Genomic DNA, 13,108 nt, shown 5'->3' on the forward strand with positions numbered 1-13,108 from the left:
TCGGGCTAGGGCGAGCCATATGAACAGCCTGTTTCCCGTCATGATCGGCGGCGCGATCGGCGCCGGCACCCGCCATCTGGTCGGGCAGGCGATGCTCGCGCGGCTCGGCCCCGGCTTCCCGTGGTGGACGTTGTCGATCAACATCGCCGGCAGCCTGTTGATGGGCGTGCTCGTCGGCTGGCTCGCGCGCAGCGGTGGCGGCGACACCACGCGGCTGTTCGTCGGCGTCGGAATTCTCGGCGGCTTCACCACCTTCTCCTCTTTCAGCATGGAATATTGGATGCTTTTCGAACGCGGCCAAAATGCGCAGGCAGCCGCCTATGTCCTCGCGTCGGTGATCGGCGCGATCGTCGCCTGCGGGCTCGGCCTGTTCCTCATGCGGCAGGTGCCGGCATGAACGAGCCAAAGATCAAGCTCGACAGCGCGACGATCGCCGAGGAGGACGACGGCATCCGCCTCGACCGCTGGTTCAAACGCCACCGCGAAGGCACGCCGCACGCGCTGCTGGCGCGCTGGGCACGATCGGGACAGCTGACGCTCGATGGGAAAAAGGCCGACGTGTCGGACCGTATCGCGACGGGGCAGAAGCTCGTCATGCCGACCCCGCCGGTCGAGACCGAAGCGCGTCCGGCGCGCAAGGGGCGCCCGCTGACCGACGCCGATATCGAACTGGCGACAGGGATGGTGATCCACCGCGATGCCAGCGCGATCGTGCTCAACAAGCTGCCCGGCCTGGCGACGCAGGGCGGCACCAAGACCGAGCAGCATGTCGACGGCCTGCTCGACGCGCTGAAATATGATGGACCGGTTCGACCGAAGCTTGTCCACCGGCTCGACAAGGACACGTCGGGCGCGCTGCTGATCGCGCGCACGCCGCGCGCCGCCGCCTATTTCGCCAAAAGCTTTTCGAACCGCAGCGCCAGGAAGACCTATTGGGCGATCATCGTCGGCGTGCCCGACATCCAGCAGGGCGAAATCGACCTGCCGCTCGCCAAGCAACCGGGATCGGGCGGCGAAAAGATGCACGTCCACGATAGCGGCCTCGCATCGAAGACGCGTTATCGCGTGATCGAGCGCGCGGGGAACAGCGCCGCGTGGGTCGAACTGCAACCGCTGACCGGCCGCACGCACCAGCTGCGCGTCCATATGGCGGCGATCGGCCATCCGATCGTCGGCGACGGCAAATATGGCGGCAAGGGCGCCTTCCTGACCGGGACGATCAGCCGCAAGATGCATCTGCACAGCCGCCGGCTGCGCATCGATCATCCCGACGGCGGCGCGATTGATATCAGCGCCGAAGTGCCCGAGCATTTTGCCGCGAGCCTCGACGCGCTCGGTTTCGACCGGCTGCTCGGCGAAGTGGGCATCGACGACATCGCCAAGGGCCCGCCCCCGAAAGCCGCGGCAAAAGCGGCCGCCAAGGCGCACAGCAAGCAGATCCGCAAGGCAAGGCGCGGCGAGCGGCGCGGCCGCACGGCCGACAGCAAACCGACCGACTTTGTCGGCAAGCCGAAACCCAAGGCAAAGACCGGCAAGCCCGCTGCACGGAAGCCCGGAACGAAGAAGCCGCCGCCGCGTCCGGCACGGCCGCGCTGATGCACCCCAACAGCGCTTTCCGGCCGAAGCAGGACGATCTGGCCGAACTGCTGGTGCGCGAGATCGGTTTCGCCGCGATCTTCGCGAGCACCCCCGACGGGCCGCGCGTCGCGCACGCGCCGGTGGTGCTGAGCGACGACCGGACGACGCTGCAATTCCACCTCGCGCGCGGCAATGCGCTCACGCGCCATCTGGCCGGCGCGAATGCGCTCGCCATCGTGCAGGGCCCCGACGCCTATGTCAGTGCAAGCTGGTACGCCGACGCCGACCAGGTACCGACGTGGAATTATGTCGCGATCGAGATGGAAGGCGTGGCGCGCAAACTCGACGACGCCGAACTGGTCGCACAACTCGATACCTTGTCCGCCCAGCACGAAGCGCGCGTCGGCGCCAACCCGCCATGGACGCGCGACAAGATGAACCCGGCGCTGTTCAGCAAGATGACCGGCGCGATCACCGGGTTCGAAATGCGGATCGCCGCGTGGCGCCCGACGGTCAAGCTGTCGCAGAACAAGTCCGCCGAGGAACGCGGGCGGGTGATCGCGGGGGTCGAGGCGACCGGCCATGGCGCGCTCGCGCAGTTGATGCGCCACCTCGGCGGCGATAGGGAGGGCGCATGAGCCAAGCCGACGACGCCCTCGCGAAGAAACGTTTCTTCGCCCTCTCGATCATGCGCCTGATGGGCGTCGCCTTCGCGATGATCGGGTTCATCCTGATCAGCGGGGGCTTCTCCCTCGCGGGCCAGCCCACCGACCGCTGGATCGGCGCGGCGATCGTGCTCGTCGGCGCGTTCGACTTCGCCGTCATGCCGCTGATCCTCGCGCGCCGCTGGCGTTCGCCCAAAGAGCTGTGAAGCGGTTCTGGAAAGACGTCGCCGTCGTCGCCGAGGGCGACGGCCGGGGCATCGCGCTCGACGGGCGCCCCGTACGCACGCCGCAGCGCGCGCCGCTGGCGGTTGCAAGCCCTGCGCTCGCCGAAGCGATCGCCGCCGAATGGCGCGACGTCGGCGAGACAATCGATCCCGCAGCGATGCCGATGACGGGTCTGACCAACGCCGCGATCGATCTGGCGGCCCCCGACCTTGCCGCCTTCGCCGCGCCGGTCGCGGCTTATGCCGAAAGCGACCTGTTCTGCTATCGCGACGCGCGCGACGCGGCGCTGCAGGCCGAACAGGCGGCGGCGTGGAACCCGTTGCTTGCCTGGGCCGAGGCGCGCTATGGCATCGAATTCATCCTGACGCAGGGCGTGCTGCCGGTCGACCAGCCCGAAGCGACGATCGCGACGCTGCAGGATGCGGTTTTCGCGCAGGACGCCTGGCGGATCACCGCGCTGACGCCGCTGGTGACGATCGGCGGATCGCTTGTCGCGGGGCTTGCCCTGCTCGAAAACGCGATCGAAGCCGACGCGCTGTGGGACGTGGTCAGCCTCGACGATCTGTATCAGGAACGCCGCTGGGGCGCCGATAGCGAAGCGCAAAAGGCACGCGCCGCGCACAAGCGCGACTGGGACAATGCGGCGCGGTTCCTGACGCTGCTTTAATCGGCAAAGTTCGGCTTCCGCTTCTGCATCCCCGCCATCACCGCTTCCATCTGGTTCGGGGTGCGGATCACCTTCACCTGCTCGTCGCTTTCGGCCTGCAGGATTTCAGCGTCGCTCGCATCGGCGAGCATGTTGCACAGCCGCTTCGCGCCGCGGATCGCGTGCGGATTCTTGTCGGCGATCACCTCGGCCAGTTCCATCGCCTTCGCCAGCGGGTCGTCCGAGACATGCGTGGCAAAGCCGAGCAGCTTGGCTTCGGACCCGTTGAACTCGCGGTTGGTATAGATCATCTCGCGCAGCACATCGTCGGCGACCTGCGTGCGCCACAGCGCCATGCCCGCGACATCGGGAACAAGGCCCCAGCGCATTTCCATGATCGCAATGCGTGTGTCGGGGTGGACGATGCGGATATCCGCGGCGGCCATGATCTGGCTGCCCGCGCCAAAGGCGACGCCGTGCACCGCCGCGATCACCGGCACCGGGATCTCGCGCCAGCCCCATGCGGCATATTGGGCGTTGTTCGAAATTCCGCGCGTGCGGTCGGACAGGCTGCCTCCCGCGCTGCTCGCGCCCGGATCGCGATCGTTGCTGAGGCTCGACAGGTCGAGCCCGGCGCAGAAGGCGCGGCCCTCGCCCGACAGCACGACGACACGCAGGCCCGCGGCCGCCTTCAACTGGTCGATCGCCTCGGCCAGCGCCTCCCACATTGCGGGGTCGAGCGCGTTCATCTTGTCGGTGCGGATCAGCCGGACGTCGGCGATTCCGCCCTCGAGCATGGTGATCGAAATACGGTCTTTCACGGGAGAGTCCTTTTCATCGTTTGAGCGCGGCTTCGACGAGCGGAAGCTGGTCGTTGCCGAAATACATGTCATCCTTGTCGACGAAGATCGTCGGCGATCCATAACCGCCGCGCGCGATGACTTCATCGGTGTTCGTGCGCAGCCGCGCCTTCACCGCATCGCTGCCGGCCGCGGCCGCGAGCGCGGTACCGTCGAGCCCCCCGGCATCGGCAACCGCCGCGAGAACCGCCGGATCGTCGAGATTCTCCTGCCGGTCGAAATAGCTCGCAAAAGCGCCGCGCGCGAAACGCACGAGCGCCGCCTGATCGTCCTCGAGCGCGCAGCAGAAACGCATTGCGGCGATGCTCTTTGCCGGGTGCCACTCTGACGGAAAGTTCATCGGTACGTCCGCGAGCCGCGCCCAGTCCTGCAATATCTTCCAGCTATGCGTCAGTCGCCGGTTGTCCGCCTGTTCGCGCGCCGCATAGACCGCCGGGTTCACCGCATTGAACACCCCGCCGACGAGGATCGGGCGATACACCGCCGTCGCGCCGGTGCGTTCGAGCACGCCCGGCAGATTGTGGAACGCAAGGCAGGTCCACGGGCTCGACAGATCGAAGAAGAATTCGACGCGCGCGGTCACGGGATCAGGCCTCCGCCTTCGCCTTTTCCCAATATTGGTCGCGCAGCAGGCGCTTGTAGAGCTTGCCCGTGTCGTGGCGCGGCAAGGCTTCGAGGAAGTCGATGCGGCGCGGAATCTTCACGCCCGACAGCTTCTCGCGCGCATAGGCCAGCAACTCGGCGCGGAACGCGTCGGTCGCGTCGCCCATGTCGGCGGGCTGGATGACCGCGATCACTTCCTCGCCCATCTCCTCATGCGGTCCGCCGACCACCGCGACATCGGCGACCTTCGGATGCGTGACGAGATGATTCTCGATTTCCTGCGGATAGATATTCACGCCGCCCGAGATGATCATGAAGCTCTTGCGGTCGGTCAGATAGAGAAAGCCCTCTTCGTCGACCTTGCCCACATCGCCGAGGGTCGACCAGCCCTTCGAATTGCGGCTGGATGCGGTCTTCTCGTTATCACCGTGATATTCAAAGACATTTTCGCTTTCAAAGAAGACCGCACCCTCTTCGTTCGTACCGAGTTCGGTCTCGTTATCCTCGCCCATGATGTGGACCGCGCCAAGGATCGGGCGGCCGACGCTGCCCCGGTGGGTCAGCCAGTCGGCGCTGGAGATGAAGGTCATGCCATTGCCCTCGGACCCGGCATAATATTCGAAGAGCACCGGCCCCCACCAGTCGATCATCGCCTGCTTGACCGGCACGGGGCATGGCGCCGCCGCATGGATCGCGACCTTCAGCGACGAGACATCGTAGCGGCTACGCACGTCGTCGGGCAGCTTCAGCATCCGGACGAAATGCGTCGGCACCCACTGGCTGGCATTGACGCGATATGTCTCGATATGCGCGAGCGCCGCCTCGGGATCGAATTTCTTCATCAGCACGACCGTTCCGCCGAGGCGGTGGATCGTCATCGACCAGCGCAGCGGCGCGGCGTGATAGAGCGGCGCGGGCGACAGATAGACGCTGTCCGAATTGATCTGGAACACCGCCGAGGCCAGCATGACGAGGCTGTTGGTCGCGTCGATCGCGGGATCCTCGGGCAGCGGCACGCGCACGCCCTTCGGCCGGCCGGTGGTGCCCGACGAATAGAGCATGTCGACGCCGCCGCGCTCGTCGGCGACGGGGGTCGCGGGCATCGCGGCAACCGCATCCTCCCAGCTTGCATAGCCGGGGATCGTGCCGCCCATCGCGAAACGCTTGATCCCGGTCGTGAGCTGCTGCGCGGCGTCCGCGAGGCTTGCCGACACGACGAGGATCTGCGCGCCCGAATTTTCGAGAATATAGTCGGTTTCGTCCTGCGTCAGCCGCGACGAAATGCAGACATAACGCAGGCCCGCACGCTGCGCGCCCCAGGTCAGCCCATAATAATGCGGTGTGTTGTCGAGCATGAAGGCGACGACATCCTCATGCCCGAGGCCATGCGAGCGAAAGAGCTGCGCCGCGCGGTTCGAGGCGGCGTCGAGTTCGCCATAGCTGATCGCCTCCCCCGTTTCGGCGACGATGATCGCGGCTTTATCGGGATTGGCACGGGCATGGACTGAGGGGTGCATCGGGCATCGTCTCCGGGAATCGTTGGTTTCTTTATGTCGAAGATGAGTAGCAACCTGAAACTTTTGGTCAAGCAAGCTGGGACCCGTGACAGGATTCCGATCAAGAAGCGGCAAATTGCAGCGCAAGTTCGGGCGATGCGCCCCTAATCCGGGCGCGACCGCAGCGTATAGCCCATGCCCTTCACCGTCAGCAGCATCGGCCAGTCGAAGTCTCGATCGACCTTGGCGCGCAGCCGCGACATATGCACCTCGACCCGGTTGGTGCCGGGATCGAAATCGAGCCGCCACACGGCACGGAGCAGCGCGTCGCGCGACAGCGGCCGGTCGGGCACGCGCGCAAGATTGGCGAGCAGGTCGAATCCCGAAGCGGCAGGCGGATGATCCGGCCCGCGCGCTCGACGCGCCGGTCGATCAGATCGATGCGCAATTCGCCCTCGCCGAGCTGTCCGGCGGCGATGCGGCTCCGGCGCAGCAGGCTGGCAATCCGTGCGAGCACCTCGGGCAGGTTGCCGGTCCAGCCGACCGCATCGTCGGCACCGGCATCGAGCGCCACCATGCGCTCGTCGAGGCTGTCGCGGTCGGACAGGATGAGCAGCGGCCGCCGCCCCGCGATCGACCGCGCCAGCCGGACGAATTCGAACGGCTCCTGCCAGCCCAGAAATGGATTGATCAGCAGGATATCGAAACAATCGTCCACCCATGTGCGAAGTCCGTCCACATGCTGCGGCAGCAATCGCACCGCAAGGCCTGCCGCCTCGATCGCGACCCGGAGTGCGCCGGCCCGTTCCGGTCGGGGATGGTGGAGCGCAACAAGCAACTTCCTGTCGCTGGCTCCCGCGATATCCGATGATGCCATCCCCTGCCCCCGTCGTCGACGCAACATCTTGTCGCCCCGCCGCCCCACCGGCATTGCACCGCCTTTCGGCTGTGCTAGTCCATGGGCATGACCAGTATCGAAATGCTTGACGGCGACTTCGCCACCCTGCCCGACCTTGTCCGTGCCCATGCTGCGGAACGTCCCGATGCCGTAGCGGCTGCCGACCCCGCGCGGCGGCTGAGCTGGTCCGAACTGGATCAATTGACCGACCGAATCGCCGCGCGGCTGCAGCAGGACGGATTTGCGAAGGGCGACCGCACCGCGATCGCCGGGCTCAACAGCGTCGAGCAGATGGCGGTGATCCTCGGCACGCTGCGCGCCGGCGGGGTCGCGGGACTCGTGACCAACAGCGCGACGGGCGAACAGATGGCGGCGATGATTGCCGACACCGGCGCGCGCCACCTGTTTCTCGACAGCGCGGCAAAGACGAGCCTCGAAGGCCATGTCATCACCGCGAGCGACCTGATCGCGATGGACGGCAGCGACGCGGGCACCCCGCTCGACGCCTGGCTGTCGCTCGCGGGCGCCACGCCGGTGCCGGTCGAGATCCTGCCCGGGGACGGGTTCAACATCATCTATTCGTCGGGCACCACCGGCACGCCCAAGGGCATCATCCACAGCCATGCGATGCGCTGGCAGCATATCCTGCGCGGGGCCCCCGCCTATGGCCCCAATGCGGTGACGATCCTGTCGACGCCGCTCTATTCGAACACGACGATGGCCAGCTTCATGCCGACGGTCGGATCGGGCGGGCAGGTCGTGCTGATGAAGAAATTCGACGCGCGCGGCTTCCTCGAACTCGCGGCACGCGAACGCGCGACCAATACGATGCTCGTGCCGGTGCAATATCGCCGGATCATGGCGCTCGACGATTTCGGAGACTTCGACCTCTCCAGCTTCATCGTCAAATATTGCACCTCGGCGCCCTTCCCCGCGGCGCTGAAGGCCGACGTGCTGCAACGCTGGCCCGGCGGGCTCGTCGAGATTTACGGCATGACCGAGGGCGGCGCGGCGTTCATCCTCGAGGCGCATCAATTCCCCGACAAGCTCCACACCGTCGGCCGGCCCGCGCCGGGACATATCGCAAAGGTGATCGACGAGGACGGCAACGAGCTGCCGCAGGGGTCGGTCGGCGAGGTCGTCGGCCGCAGCCCCGCGATGATGACGGGGTACAACAACCGCCCCGACGCGACGAAGGCGATGCACTGGTACGATGCCGAAGGAAATCTCTTCTACAAGCACGGCGACATCGGCCGGATCGACGAGGACGGATTCCTGACGCTGATGGACCGCGCGAAGGACATGATCATCTCGGGCGGCTTCAACATCTTCCCGAGCGACCTCGAAGCCATCCTCATCGCCGACGAGCGCGTCGTCGAAGCCGCGGTCGTCGGGATGCCGAGCGAGGAATGGGGCGAGACGCCGGTGGCGTTCGTGGTGCTGAAACCCGGCACCGATGCGGAAAGCGTGCGCGCCGATTGCAACACGAAGGTCGGCAAGACGCAGCGGCTGAGCGCGATTAGGGTTGTCGACGAGTTGCCGCGCAGCCCGATCGGCAAGGTGCTGAAACGCGAATTGCGCGATGCGCATGCGGGGTAGCTTCGGCTGGCCGGTTTCGACCGATTGCGGACGTTCGTTAATTCGGTCAGACGATCGAAAAGCCAGCGTAGGTAGCGGAGCGGACATGGACGACGAGAAACTTAGCCTATCGATAGCAATGGAGCTATCTCGCTTAGAAGGCGAGGGTGAAATTGTTGTCACGTGTCCGAGCGTAGAACCCCTCGCCGATCGCATTGCGAGCAAGGTGCTAGAAATCGTGCCTAATACCGGCCTGTCTCAGATCGAACTGCTAGGTGTGAGAAGTCTGATCCTGCACGCTGTTTCCGATAAGAAGTTTTTTGACTGGGAGATGCCGACGTTGACTGGCTTCTCCGCTGAAGAGTTTAGACGCATTGCTGAGAAACTGCCGCGCGACTAAATTCTTTTGGCAGCTCCCCACCCCAAAACCGACATTCCGCGATGAGCTAGAGCAGCTCCGCCGCCGCGATGGCGGCCAGCGCGCTCCGGAGGCGCGCATCGCCTTCGCCCTCGACCCATGCCCATTTCAGCCGTCGCCGGTCGAGTTCGGCGATCGCGACTTCCATGAACTGTATCCGCGCCAGCTCGCTGCCGAACAGGCGCGTGCCATCCTCCTCCCACGGCAGGTCCATCGCGGGGACGAGGTAAAGGTCGGCGACATCGTCCCACGCGTCGATTTCGGGCAAACGGCGGCCAAGCAGCATGATCGCCCACGCCTGTGTCATCAGCGGATCGGTGTCCGAAATCAGCCAGTCGGGTCGCTGCGCGAGCGCCTCGTGCGTCGCGGCGCGATGCCCGTCGAAGATGGCGAGCAGGTCGACCTCGTCGAGATCGGTCCCGTTCGCCTCGGCATAGGTGCGGCCATATTCGGGAACGACGAGCCCGCCGAGCTGGAGTGCGAGGCGGGGGGCGAGCGTCGATTTGCCGGTGCTTTCGGCGCCGTGGAGGCAGATATGGCGGGTCATGTCGCCACCCTGCCCGTCGCCGCCGCGCGGCGCCACTGGAGCAGGCCGTCGATCGACAGGCCGAGCAGTACGACATAGACCGCGCTGGTTGCGTAGAGCCCGCGCCACGCAAACAGCGGCACCGCGATCAGATCGACCGCAATCCACAGCCACCAGCTTTCGACGCGGCGCCGTGCGAGCAGCCATTGCGCGGTGATGCTGAGCATCGCGATCGCGCCATCGACCCACGGCGCGACCGCGTCGGTATAGCGATCCATCGCAAAGCTCCATCCGCCCCACGCGGCGATCGTGGCGAGCGCCCAGATCCGGCGCGCGCGCGAGGTCATCCAGCCGACGGGCACGCCGCTGTCGTCGCGCGCGCGCATCCACGCCGCCCAGCCATAAAGGTTGAGCACGAAGAAAAAGCCCTGGAGCAGCATGTCGCTGTACAGCTTCGCCTCCAAGAAGACGAAGGCGTAGAGCGTCACCGCGACGAGCGCGAAGGGATAGTTCCACACGCTGCGAAGCGCGACGAGCGCGACGTTGGTCAGCACGAACGCCGCCGCGACCCATTCGAGATAGCTCATGCCGCGACCCCATGGCCCGGTTCGACATGTCTGGCGCGCGTCCAGAGGCCGTCGCGGCTGATCCGCCGCTGCGGCGGGCGGCGGAGCACCGACCAGCCCGCGCGCGCGACCCAGCCCAGCTTCGCAAAGAGCGAGGTTCCCGCACGATGATCCCACGCATGGTCGCCGCGCGCGCGGACCTCGCGCGCGATGTCACCATAGATGCCCGCCGCGGCGAGCACCGCCCAGCGGCTGCGCGGCCCAAGCTTGCGCGCGCCCCAGCGCGCCGACGCCTCATATTCCTCGGCCATTTCGGACAGCCATTTCGCCATCACCGACAGCCGTCCGCGAAAGGCGGGGTGCATGTGCTGGCCGGGCGGAATGTCGAGTTCGACCATCCATTCGACCGGCAGGTAGCAGCGGTCGGCGGCGGCATCTTCCGCGACGTCGCGCGCGATATTGGCGAGCTGAAAGGCGATGCCGAGGTCGGAGGCGCGGTCGAGCGTCGTCTCGTCGGCGGGATCGATACCCATGACGAGCGCCATGGCGACCCCGACGGCCCCCGCGACATGATAGGAATAGCGCAGCAGATCCTGCTCGCTGCGCGGACGCCAGTCCTTCGCATCGAGTTCGAAACCCGCGACGATATCGTCGATCACCGCGCGCGGGATCGCGACCTCGGTGAGCAGGAAGCCGAGTGCGTCGAACGCCATGTCGCCCGTCGGCTCGCCCGCAAAGGCCTTGCCGGTCTGCGCCCGGATATAGGCCACCGCCGCGACCGGATCATGGTCCGGCTTCATCGCGCCGCCATGATCCTGCCCGTCGGTCAGGTCGTCAGCGGCGCGGCACCAGGCATAGAGCAGCCAGACGCGCTCGCGCGTTTCGCGGTCGAAAAGCTGGCTGGCCAGCGCAAAGCTTTTCGATCCGCGCGCGATGCTGTCGTGCGCGAAACCGTGGAGGGCATGTGCGTCATAGGCCCCCTCCGCGGTCATTACAGATTTTCGGCCTTCATCGCGAAAATCGTCTTGTGCGGGACGTAGGAGGCCATTTTGTCGAGCAGCTCGTCGAGCCCGGCGTCGACGATCATGATCCCGGCGTGCGCGGGGCGGATAAAGCCGACCTCGACCATCTTGCGATTGAACGCGATCAGCTCGTTGTAGAAGCCTGCTGCATTGAGAAGCCCGACGGGCTTGCTGTGATAGCCGAGCTGCGCCCAGCTGATCGCTTCCCACAGCTCGTCCATTGTGCCGACGCCGCCGGGAATGGTGAGGAAACCGTCCGAAAGGTCGGTGAACATCTTCTTGCGTTCGTGCATGCCGCTGACGACGTGGAGCTCGGTGCAGCCGCGGTGCGCGACTTCGGCGCCGACGAGCGCGTCGGGGATGATGCCGATCACTTCGCCGCCGGCCTCGAGCGCACTGTCGGCGACCGCGCCCATCAGCCCCAATCGCCCGCCGCCATAGACGACGCCGATGCCGCGTTCGGCCAGCGTGCGCCCGACATGGCGCGCGGTTTCGATATAGATCGGATCTTCGGGGGTCGCGGACCCGCAATAGACAGCAAGGCGTTTCATCATTCTTCCAACATCAGTTTGGCCGTCGCCTTGGCACTGCCGACGACGCCAGGGATTCCTGCGCCCGGATGCGTCCCCGCGCCGACGAAGTAAAGGTTGGAAATCGCATCGTCGCGGTTGTGCGCGCGAAACCAGGCGCTTTGCCACAGCAGCGGCTCGAGACTGAACGCGCTGCCGAGATGCGCCGACAGGTCGCGGCCGAAATCGGCGGGCGTATAGTGGAAGCGCGTGACGAGATTGGCACGAAGACCGGGCGCCACGCGGCGTTCGACCTCGTCGAGGATCGCGTCGGCGAAGCGGTCGCCGAAATCGCCGTCCCAGTCGGCCTTTGCCCTCGCCAGATGCGCAACGGGGGCGAGCGCGTAGAAGGTCGAGTGTCCCGGCGGCGCCATGCCGGGGTCGGTGATGCTGGGATGGTGGAGATAGAGCGAAAAGTCGTCGGGGACGGTCCCGCCATAGATATCGTCCAGCAGCCCCTTGTAGCGCGGGCCAAAGAGGATGCTGTGGTGCGCAATATCGGGATAGTCGCCCTTCACGCCGAAATGGACGACGAAAAGCGAGGGTGACCAGCGCTTGCGCGACAGGCTTTTGGCAACCCTCGCCCCGCGCGAGTGGTCGAGCAGATCCCGGTAGCTGTGCATCAGGTCGCCGTTGCAAGCGACCATATCGGCCTCGCCGCGCCAGCCGCCTTGCGTCGTCACGCCGGTGACGCGGTCGCCCGCGGTTTCGATCTTCGCCACCGGATCGCCGAGCCGCAGCGTACCGCCCAATCGCTCGAACAGCCGCACCATGCCACTGACAAGAGCGTTGGTGCCGCCCTGCGCGAACCAGACGCCGCCGTCCTTCTCGATCGTGTGGATCAGCGCGTAGATGGCGCTGGTCGTCATCGGATTGCCGCCGACGAGCAGCGTGTGGAACGACAGCGCCTGCCGTAGCCGCTCGTCCTGCACATAGGAAGACACAACCGAATAGACGCTGCGCCACGCCTGATATTTCATCAGCGCGGGCGCGGCGCGGATCATCGACGCGAAGTCGAGGAATGCGACCGCGCCGAGCTTCACATAGCCCTCTTCGTAGACGCCCTTCGAATATTCGAGGAAGCGGTCGTATCCAGCGACGTCGGCGGGGTGGAGCTTCGCGATTTCGGCGCGCAGTGCGGCCTCGTCGTTCGAATAGTCGAAGGTCGTGCCATCGGGCCAGTTCAGGCGGTAAAAGGGCATCACCGGGACAAGGTCGACGTCGGCCTTCATGTCCTGCCCGCTCAGCGCCCACAATTCTTCGAGGCATGGCGGATCGGTGATGACGGTCGGGCCGGCGTCGAAGGTGAAGCCATCGCGCTGCCAGTGATAGGCGCGCCCGCCGGGCTTGTCCCGTGCCTCGACCAGCGTCGTCGCCACCCCCGCCGACTGGAGGCGGATCGCGAGGGCGAGGCCGCCGAAGCCGGCACCGACGACGATGGCGCTTCGCGTCATTGGG

The 13,108-nt window shown here is 66.1% G+C and carries 16 protein-coding genes; 7 read left to right on the forward strand and 9 right to left on the reverse strand.

All coding sequences use genetic code 11. The features are described from left to right. The first annotated feature begins 19 nt into the window (after positions 1–19). From crcB to VGU00_RS03650, 5 genes are read left to right on the forward strand one after another with little or no spacing between them, the layout of a single operon-like run. Complete coding sequence (gene crcB / locus VGU00_RS03630; protein WP_327465574.1) at positions 20–397, forward strand: fluoride efflux transporter CrcB; 378 nt, start codon at positions 20–22, stop codon at positions 395–397. Then, positions 394–1,596, forward strand: a complete 1,203-nt coding sequence (locus VGU00_RS03635; protein WP_327465576.1) for an RluA family pseudouridine synthase — start codon at positions 394–396, stop codon at positions 1,594–1,596. Before crcB ends, VGU00_RS03635 begins: the two co-directional genes overlap by 4 nt. Beyond that, complete coding sequence (locus VGU00_RS03640; protein ID WP_327465578.1) at positions 1,596–2,216, forward strand: FMN-binding negative transcriptional regulator; 621 nt, start codon at positions 1,596–1,598, stop codon at positions 2,214–2,216. The genes VGU00_RS03635 and VGU00_RS03640 overlap by 1 nt, the downstream gene beginning before the upstream one ends. Further along, complete coding sequence (locus tag VGU00_RS03645) at positions 2,213–2,449, forward strand: hypothetical protein (RefSeq protein ID WP_327465580.1); 237 nt, start codon at positions 2,213–2,215, stop codon at positions 2,447–2,449. Before VGU00_RS03640 ends, VGU00_RS03645 begins: the two co-directional genes overlap by 4 nt. Continuing rightward, complete coding sequence (locus VGU00_RS03650) at positions 2,446–3,135, forward strand: ATP12 family chaperone protein (RefSeq protein WP_327465582.1); 690 nt, start codon at positions 2,446–2,448, stop codon at positions 3,133–3,135. The genes VGU00_RS03645 and VGU00_RS03650 overlap by 4 nt, the downstream gene beginning before the upstream one ends. Here VGU00_RS03650 and VGU00_RS03655 read toward each other — a convergent pair. From VGU00_RS03655 to VGU00_RS03670, 4 genes are all read right to left on the reverse strand, one after another. Beyond that, positions 3,132–3,935, reverse strand: coding sequence for a crotonase/enoyl-CoA hydratase family protein (locus VGU00_RS03655; protein ID WP_327465584.1), 804 nt, complete (start codon positions 3,933–3,935; stop codon positions 3,132–3,134). The genes VGU00_RS03650 and VGU00_RS03655 overlap by 4 nt on opposite strands. A gap of 13 nt (positions 3,936–3,948) precedes the next feature. Beyond that, positions 3,949–4,557, reverse strand: a complete 609-nt coding sequence (locus tag VGU00_RS03660; protein WP_327465586.1) for a 2-hydroxychromene-2-carboxylate isomerase — start codon at positions 4,555–4,557, stop codon at positions 3,949–3,951. Positions 4,558–4,561: 4 nt separating this feature from the next. Beyond that, entirely contained in the window at positions 4,562–6,094 is a 1,533-nt protein-coding gene (locus VGU00_RS03665) for an acyl-CoA synthetase (RefSeq protein ID WP_327465588.1), read from the reverse strand. A 143-nt stretch (positions 6,095–6,237) separates the two neighbouring features. Next, positions 6,238–6,795, reverse strand: a complete 558-nt coding sequence (locus VGU00_RS03670) for a winged helix-turn-helix domain-containing protein (RefSeq protein ID WP_327465590.1) — start codon at positions 6,793–6,795, stop codon at positions 6,238–6,240. Between the two features lie 242 nt (positions 6,796–7,037). Between VGU00_RS03670 and VGU00_RS03675 the strand changes: the two genes are divergently transcribed. Both VGU00_RS03675 and VGU00_RS03680 read left to right on the forward strand, forming a co-directional pair. Further along, on the forward strand, positions 7,038–8,570 hold the full coding sequence (locus tag VGU00_RS03675; protein ID WP_327465592.1) for a class I adenylate-forming enzyme family protein: 1,533 nt from the start codon (positions 7,038–7,040) through the stop codon (positions 8,568–8,570). Between the two features lie 85 nt (positions 8,571–8,655). After that, on the forward strand, positions 8,656–8,949 hold the full coding sequence (locus VGU00_RS03680) for a hypothetical protein (RefSeq protein WP_327465594.1): 294 nt from the start codon (positions 8,656–8,658) through the stop codon (positions 8,947–8,949). 46 nt (positions 8,950–8,995) lie between these two features. Here VGU00_RS03680 and VGU00_RS03685 read toward each other — a convergent pair whose 3' ends face one another. From VGU00_RS03685 to VGU00_RS03705, 5 genes are read right to left on the reverse strand one after another with little or no spacing between them, the layout of a single operon-like run. Next, entirely contained in the window at positions 8,996–9,514 is a 519-nt protein-coding gene (locus tag VGU00_RS03685) for an ATP-binding protein (RefSeq protein WP_327465596.1), read from the reverse strand. Beyond that, on the reverse strand, positions 9,511–10,080 hold the full coding sequence (gene pnuC / locus VGU00_RS03690) for a nicotinamide riboside transporter PnuC (protein ID WP_327465598.1): 570 nt from the start codon (positions 10,078–10,080) through the stop codon (positions 9,511–9,513). The genes VGU00_RS03685 and pnuC overlap by 4 nt, the downstream gene beginning before the upstream one ends. Beyond that, positions 10,077–11,051: a phytoene/squalene synthase family protein gene (locus VGU00_RS03695; protein WP_327465600.1), complete on the reverse strand. Its 975-nt coding sequence runs from the start codon at positions 11,049–11,051 to the stop codon at positions 10,077–10,079. Before VGU00_RS03695 ends, pnuC begins: the two co-directional genes overlap by 4 nt. Beyond that, positions 11,051–11,632, reverse strand: a complete 582-nt coding sequence (locus VGU00_RS03700; protein ID WP_327465779.1) for a TIGR00730 family Rossman fold protein — start codon at positions 11,630–11,632, stop codon at positions 11,051–11,053. The genes VGU00_RS03695 and VGU00_RS03700 overlap by 1 nt, the downstream gene beginning before the upstream one ends. Beyond that, positions 11,632–13,104 carry a phytoene desaturase gene (locus tag VGU00_RS03705; protein ID WP_327465602.1) on the reverse strand — a complete coding sequence of 491 codons (1,473 nt, stop codon included), beginning with the start codon at positions 13,102–13,104 and terminating at the stop codon, positions 11,632–11,634. The genes VGU00_RS03700 and VGU00_RS03705 overlap by 1 nt, the downstream gene beginning before the upstream one ends. Positions 13,105–13,108 lie beyond the last annotated feature (4 nt).

It is taken from the genome of Sphingopyxis sp. (assembly GCF_035944815.1).
GTDB lineage: Bacteria > Pseudomonadota > Alphaproteobacteria > Sphingomonadales > Sphingomonadaceae > Sphingopyxis.

Excerpts from the sequence above, each read along its gene's own strand:
- VGU00_RS03700 (WP_327465779.1), bottom strand. The coding sequence starts at position 11,632 with ATGAAACGCCTTGCTGTCTATTGCGGGTCCGCGACCCCCGAAGATCCG.
- pnuC (WP_327465598.1), bottom strand. The coding sequence starts at position 10,080 with ATGAGCTATCTCGAATGGGTCGCGGCGGCGTTCGTGCTGACCAACGTC.
- VGU00_RS03675 (WP_327465592.1), top strand. The coding sequence starts at position 7,038 with ATGACCAGTATCGAAATGCTTGACGGCGACTTCGCCACCCTGCCCGAC.
- VGU00_RS03670 (WP_327465590.1), bottom strand. The coding sequence starts at position 6,795 with ATGGGTGGACGATTGTTTCGATATCCTGCTGATCAATCCATTTCTGGG.
- VGU00_RS03680 (WP_327465594.1), top strand. The coding sequence starts at position 8,656 with ATGGACGACGAGAAACTTAGCCTATCGATAGCAATGGAGCTATCTCGC.
- VGU00_RS03635 (WP_327465576.1), top strand. The coding sequence starts at position 394 with ATGAACGAGCCAAAGATCAAGCTCGACAGCGCGACGATCGCCGAGGAG.
- crcB (WP_327465574.1), top strand. The coding sequence starts at position 20 with ATGAACAGCCTGTTTCCCGTCATGATCGGCGGCGCGATCGGCGCCGGC.
- VGU00_RS03645 (WP_327465580.1), top strand. The coding sequence starts at position 2,213 with ATGAGCCAAGCCGACGACGCCCTCGCGAAGAAACGTTTCTTCGCCCTC.
- VGU00_RS03665 (WP_327465588.1), bottom strand. The coding sequence starts at position 6,094 with ATGCACCCCTCAGTCCATGCCCGTGCCAATCCCGATAAAGCCGCGATC.
- VGU00_RS03705 (WP_327465602.1), bottom strand. The coding sequence starts at position 13,104 with ATGACGCGAAGCGCCATCGTCGTCGGTGCCGGCTTCGGCGGCCTCGCC.
- VGU00_RS03695 (WP_327465600.1), bottom strand. The coding sequence starts at position 11,051 with ATGACCGCGGAGGGGGCCTATGACGCACATGCCCTCCACGGTTTCGCG.
- VGU00_RS03685 (WP_327465596.1), bottom strand. The coding sequence starts at position 9,514 with ATGACCCGCCATATCTGCCTCCACGGCGCCGAAAGCACCGGCAAATCG.
- VGU00_RS03640 (WP_327465578.1), top strand. The coding sequence starts at position 1,596 with ATGCACCCCAACAGCGCTTTCCGGCCGAAGCAGGACGATCTGGCCGAA.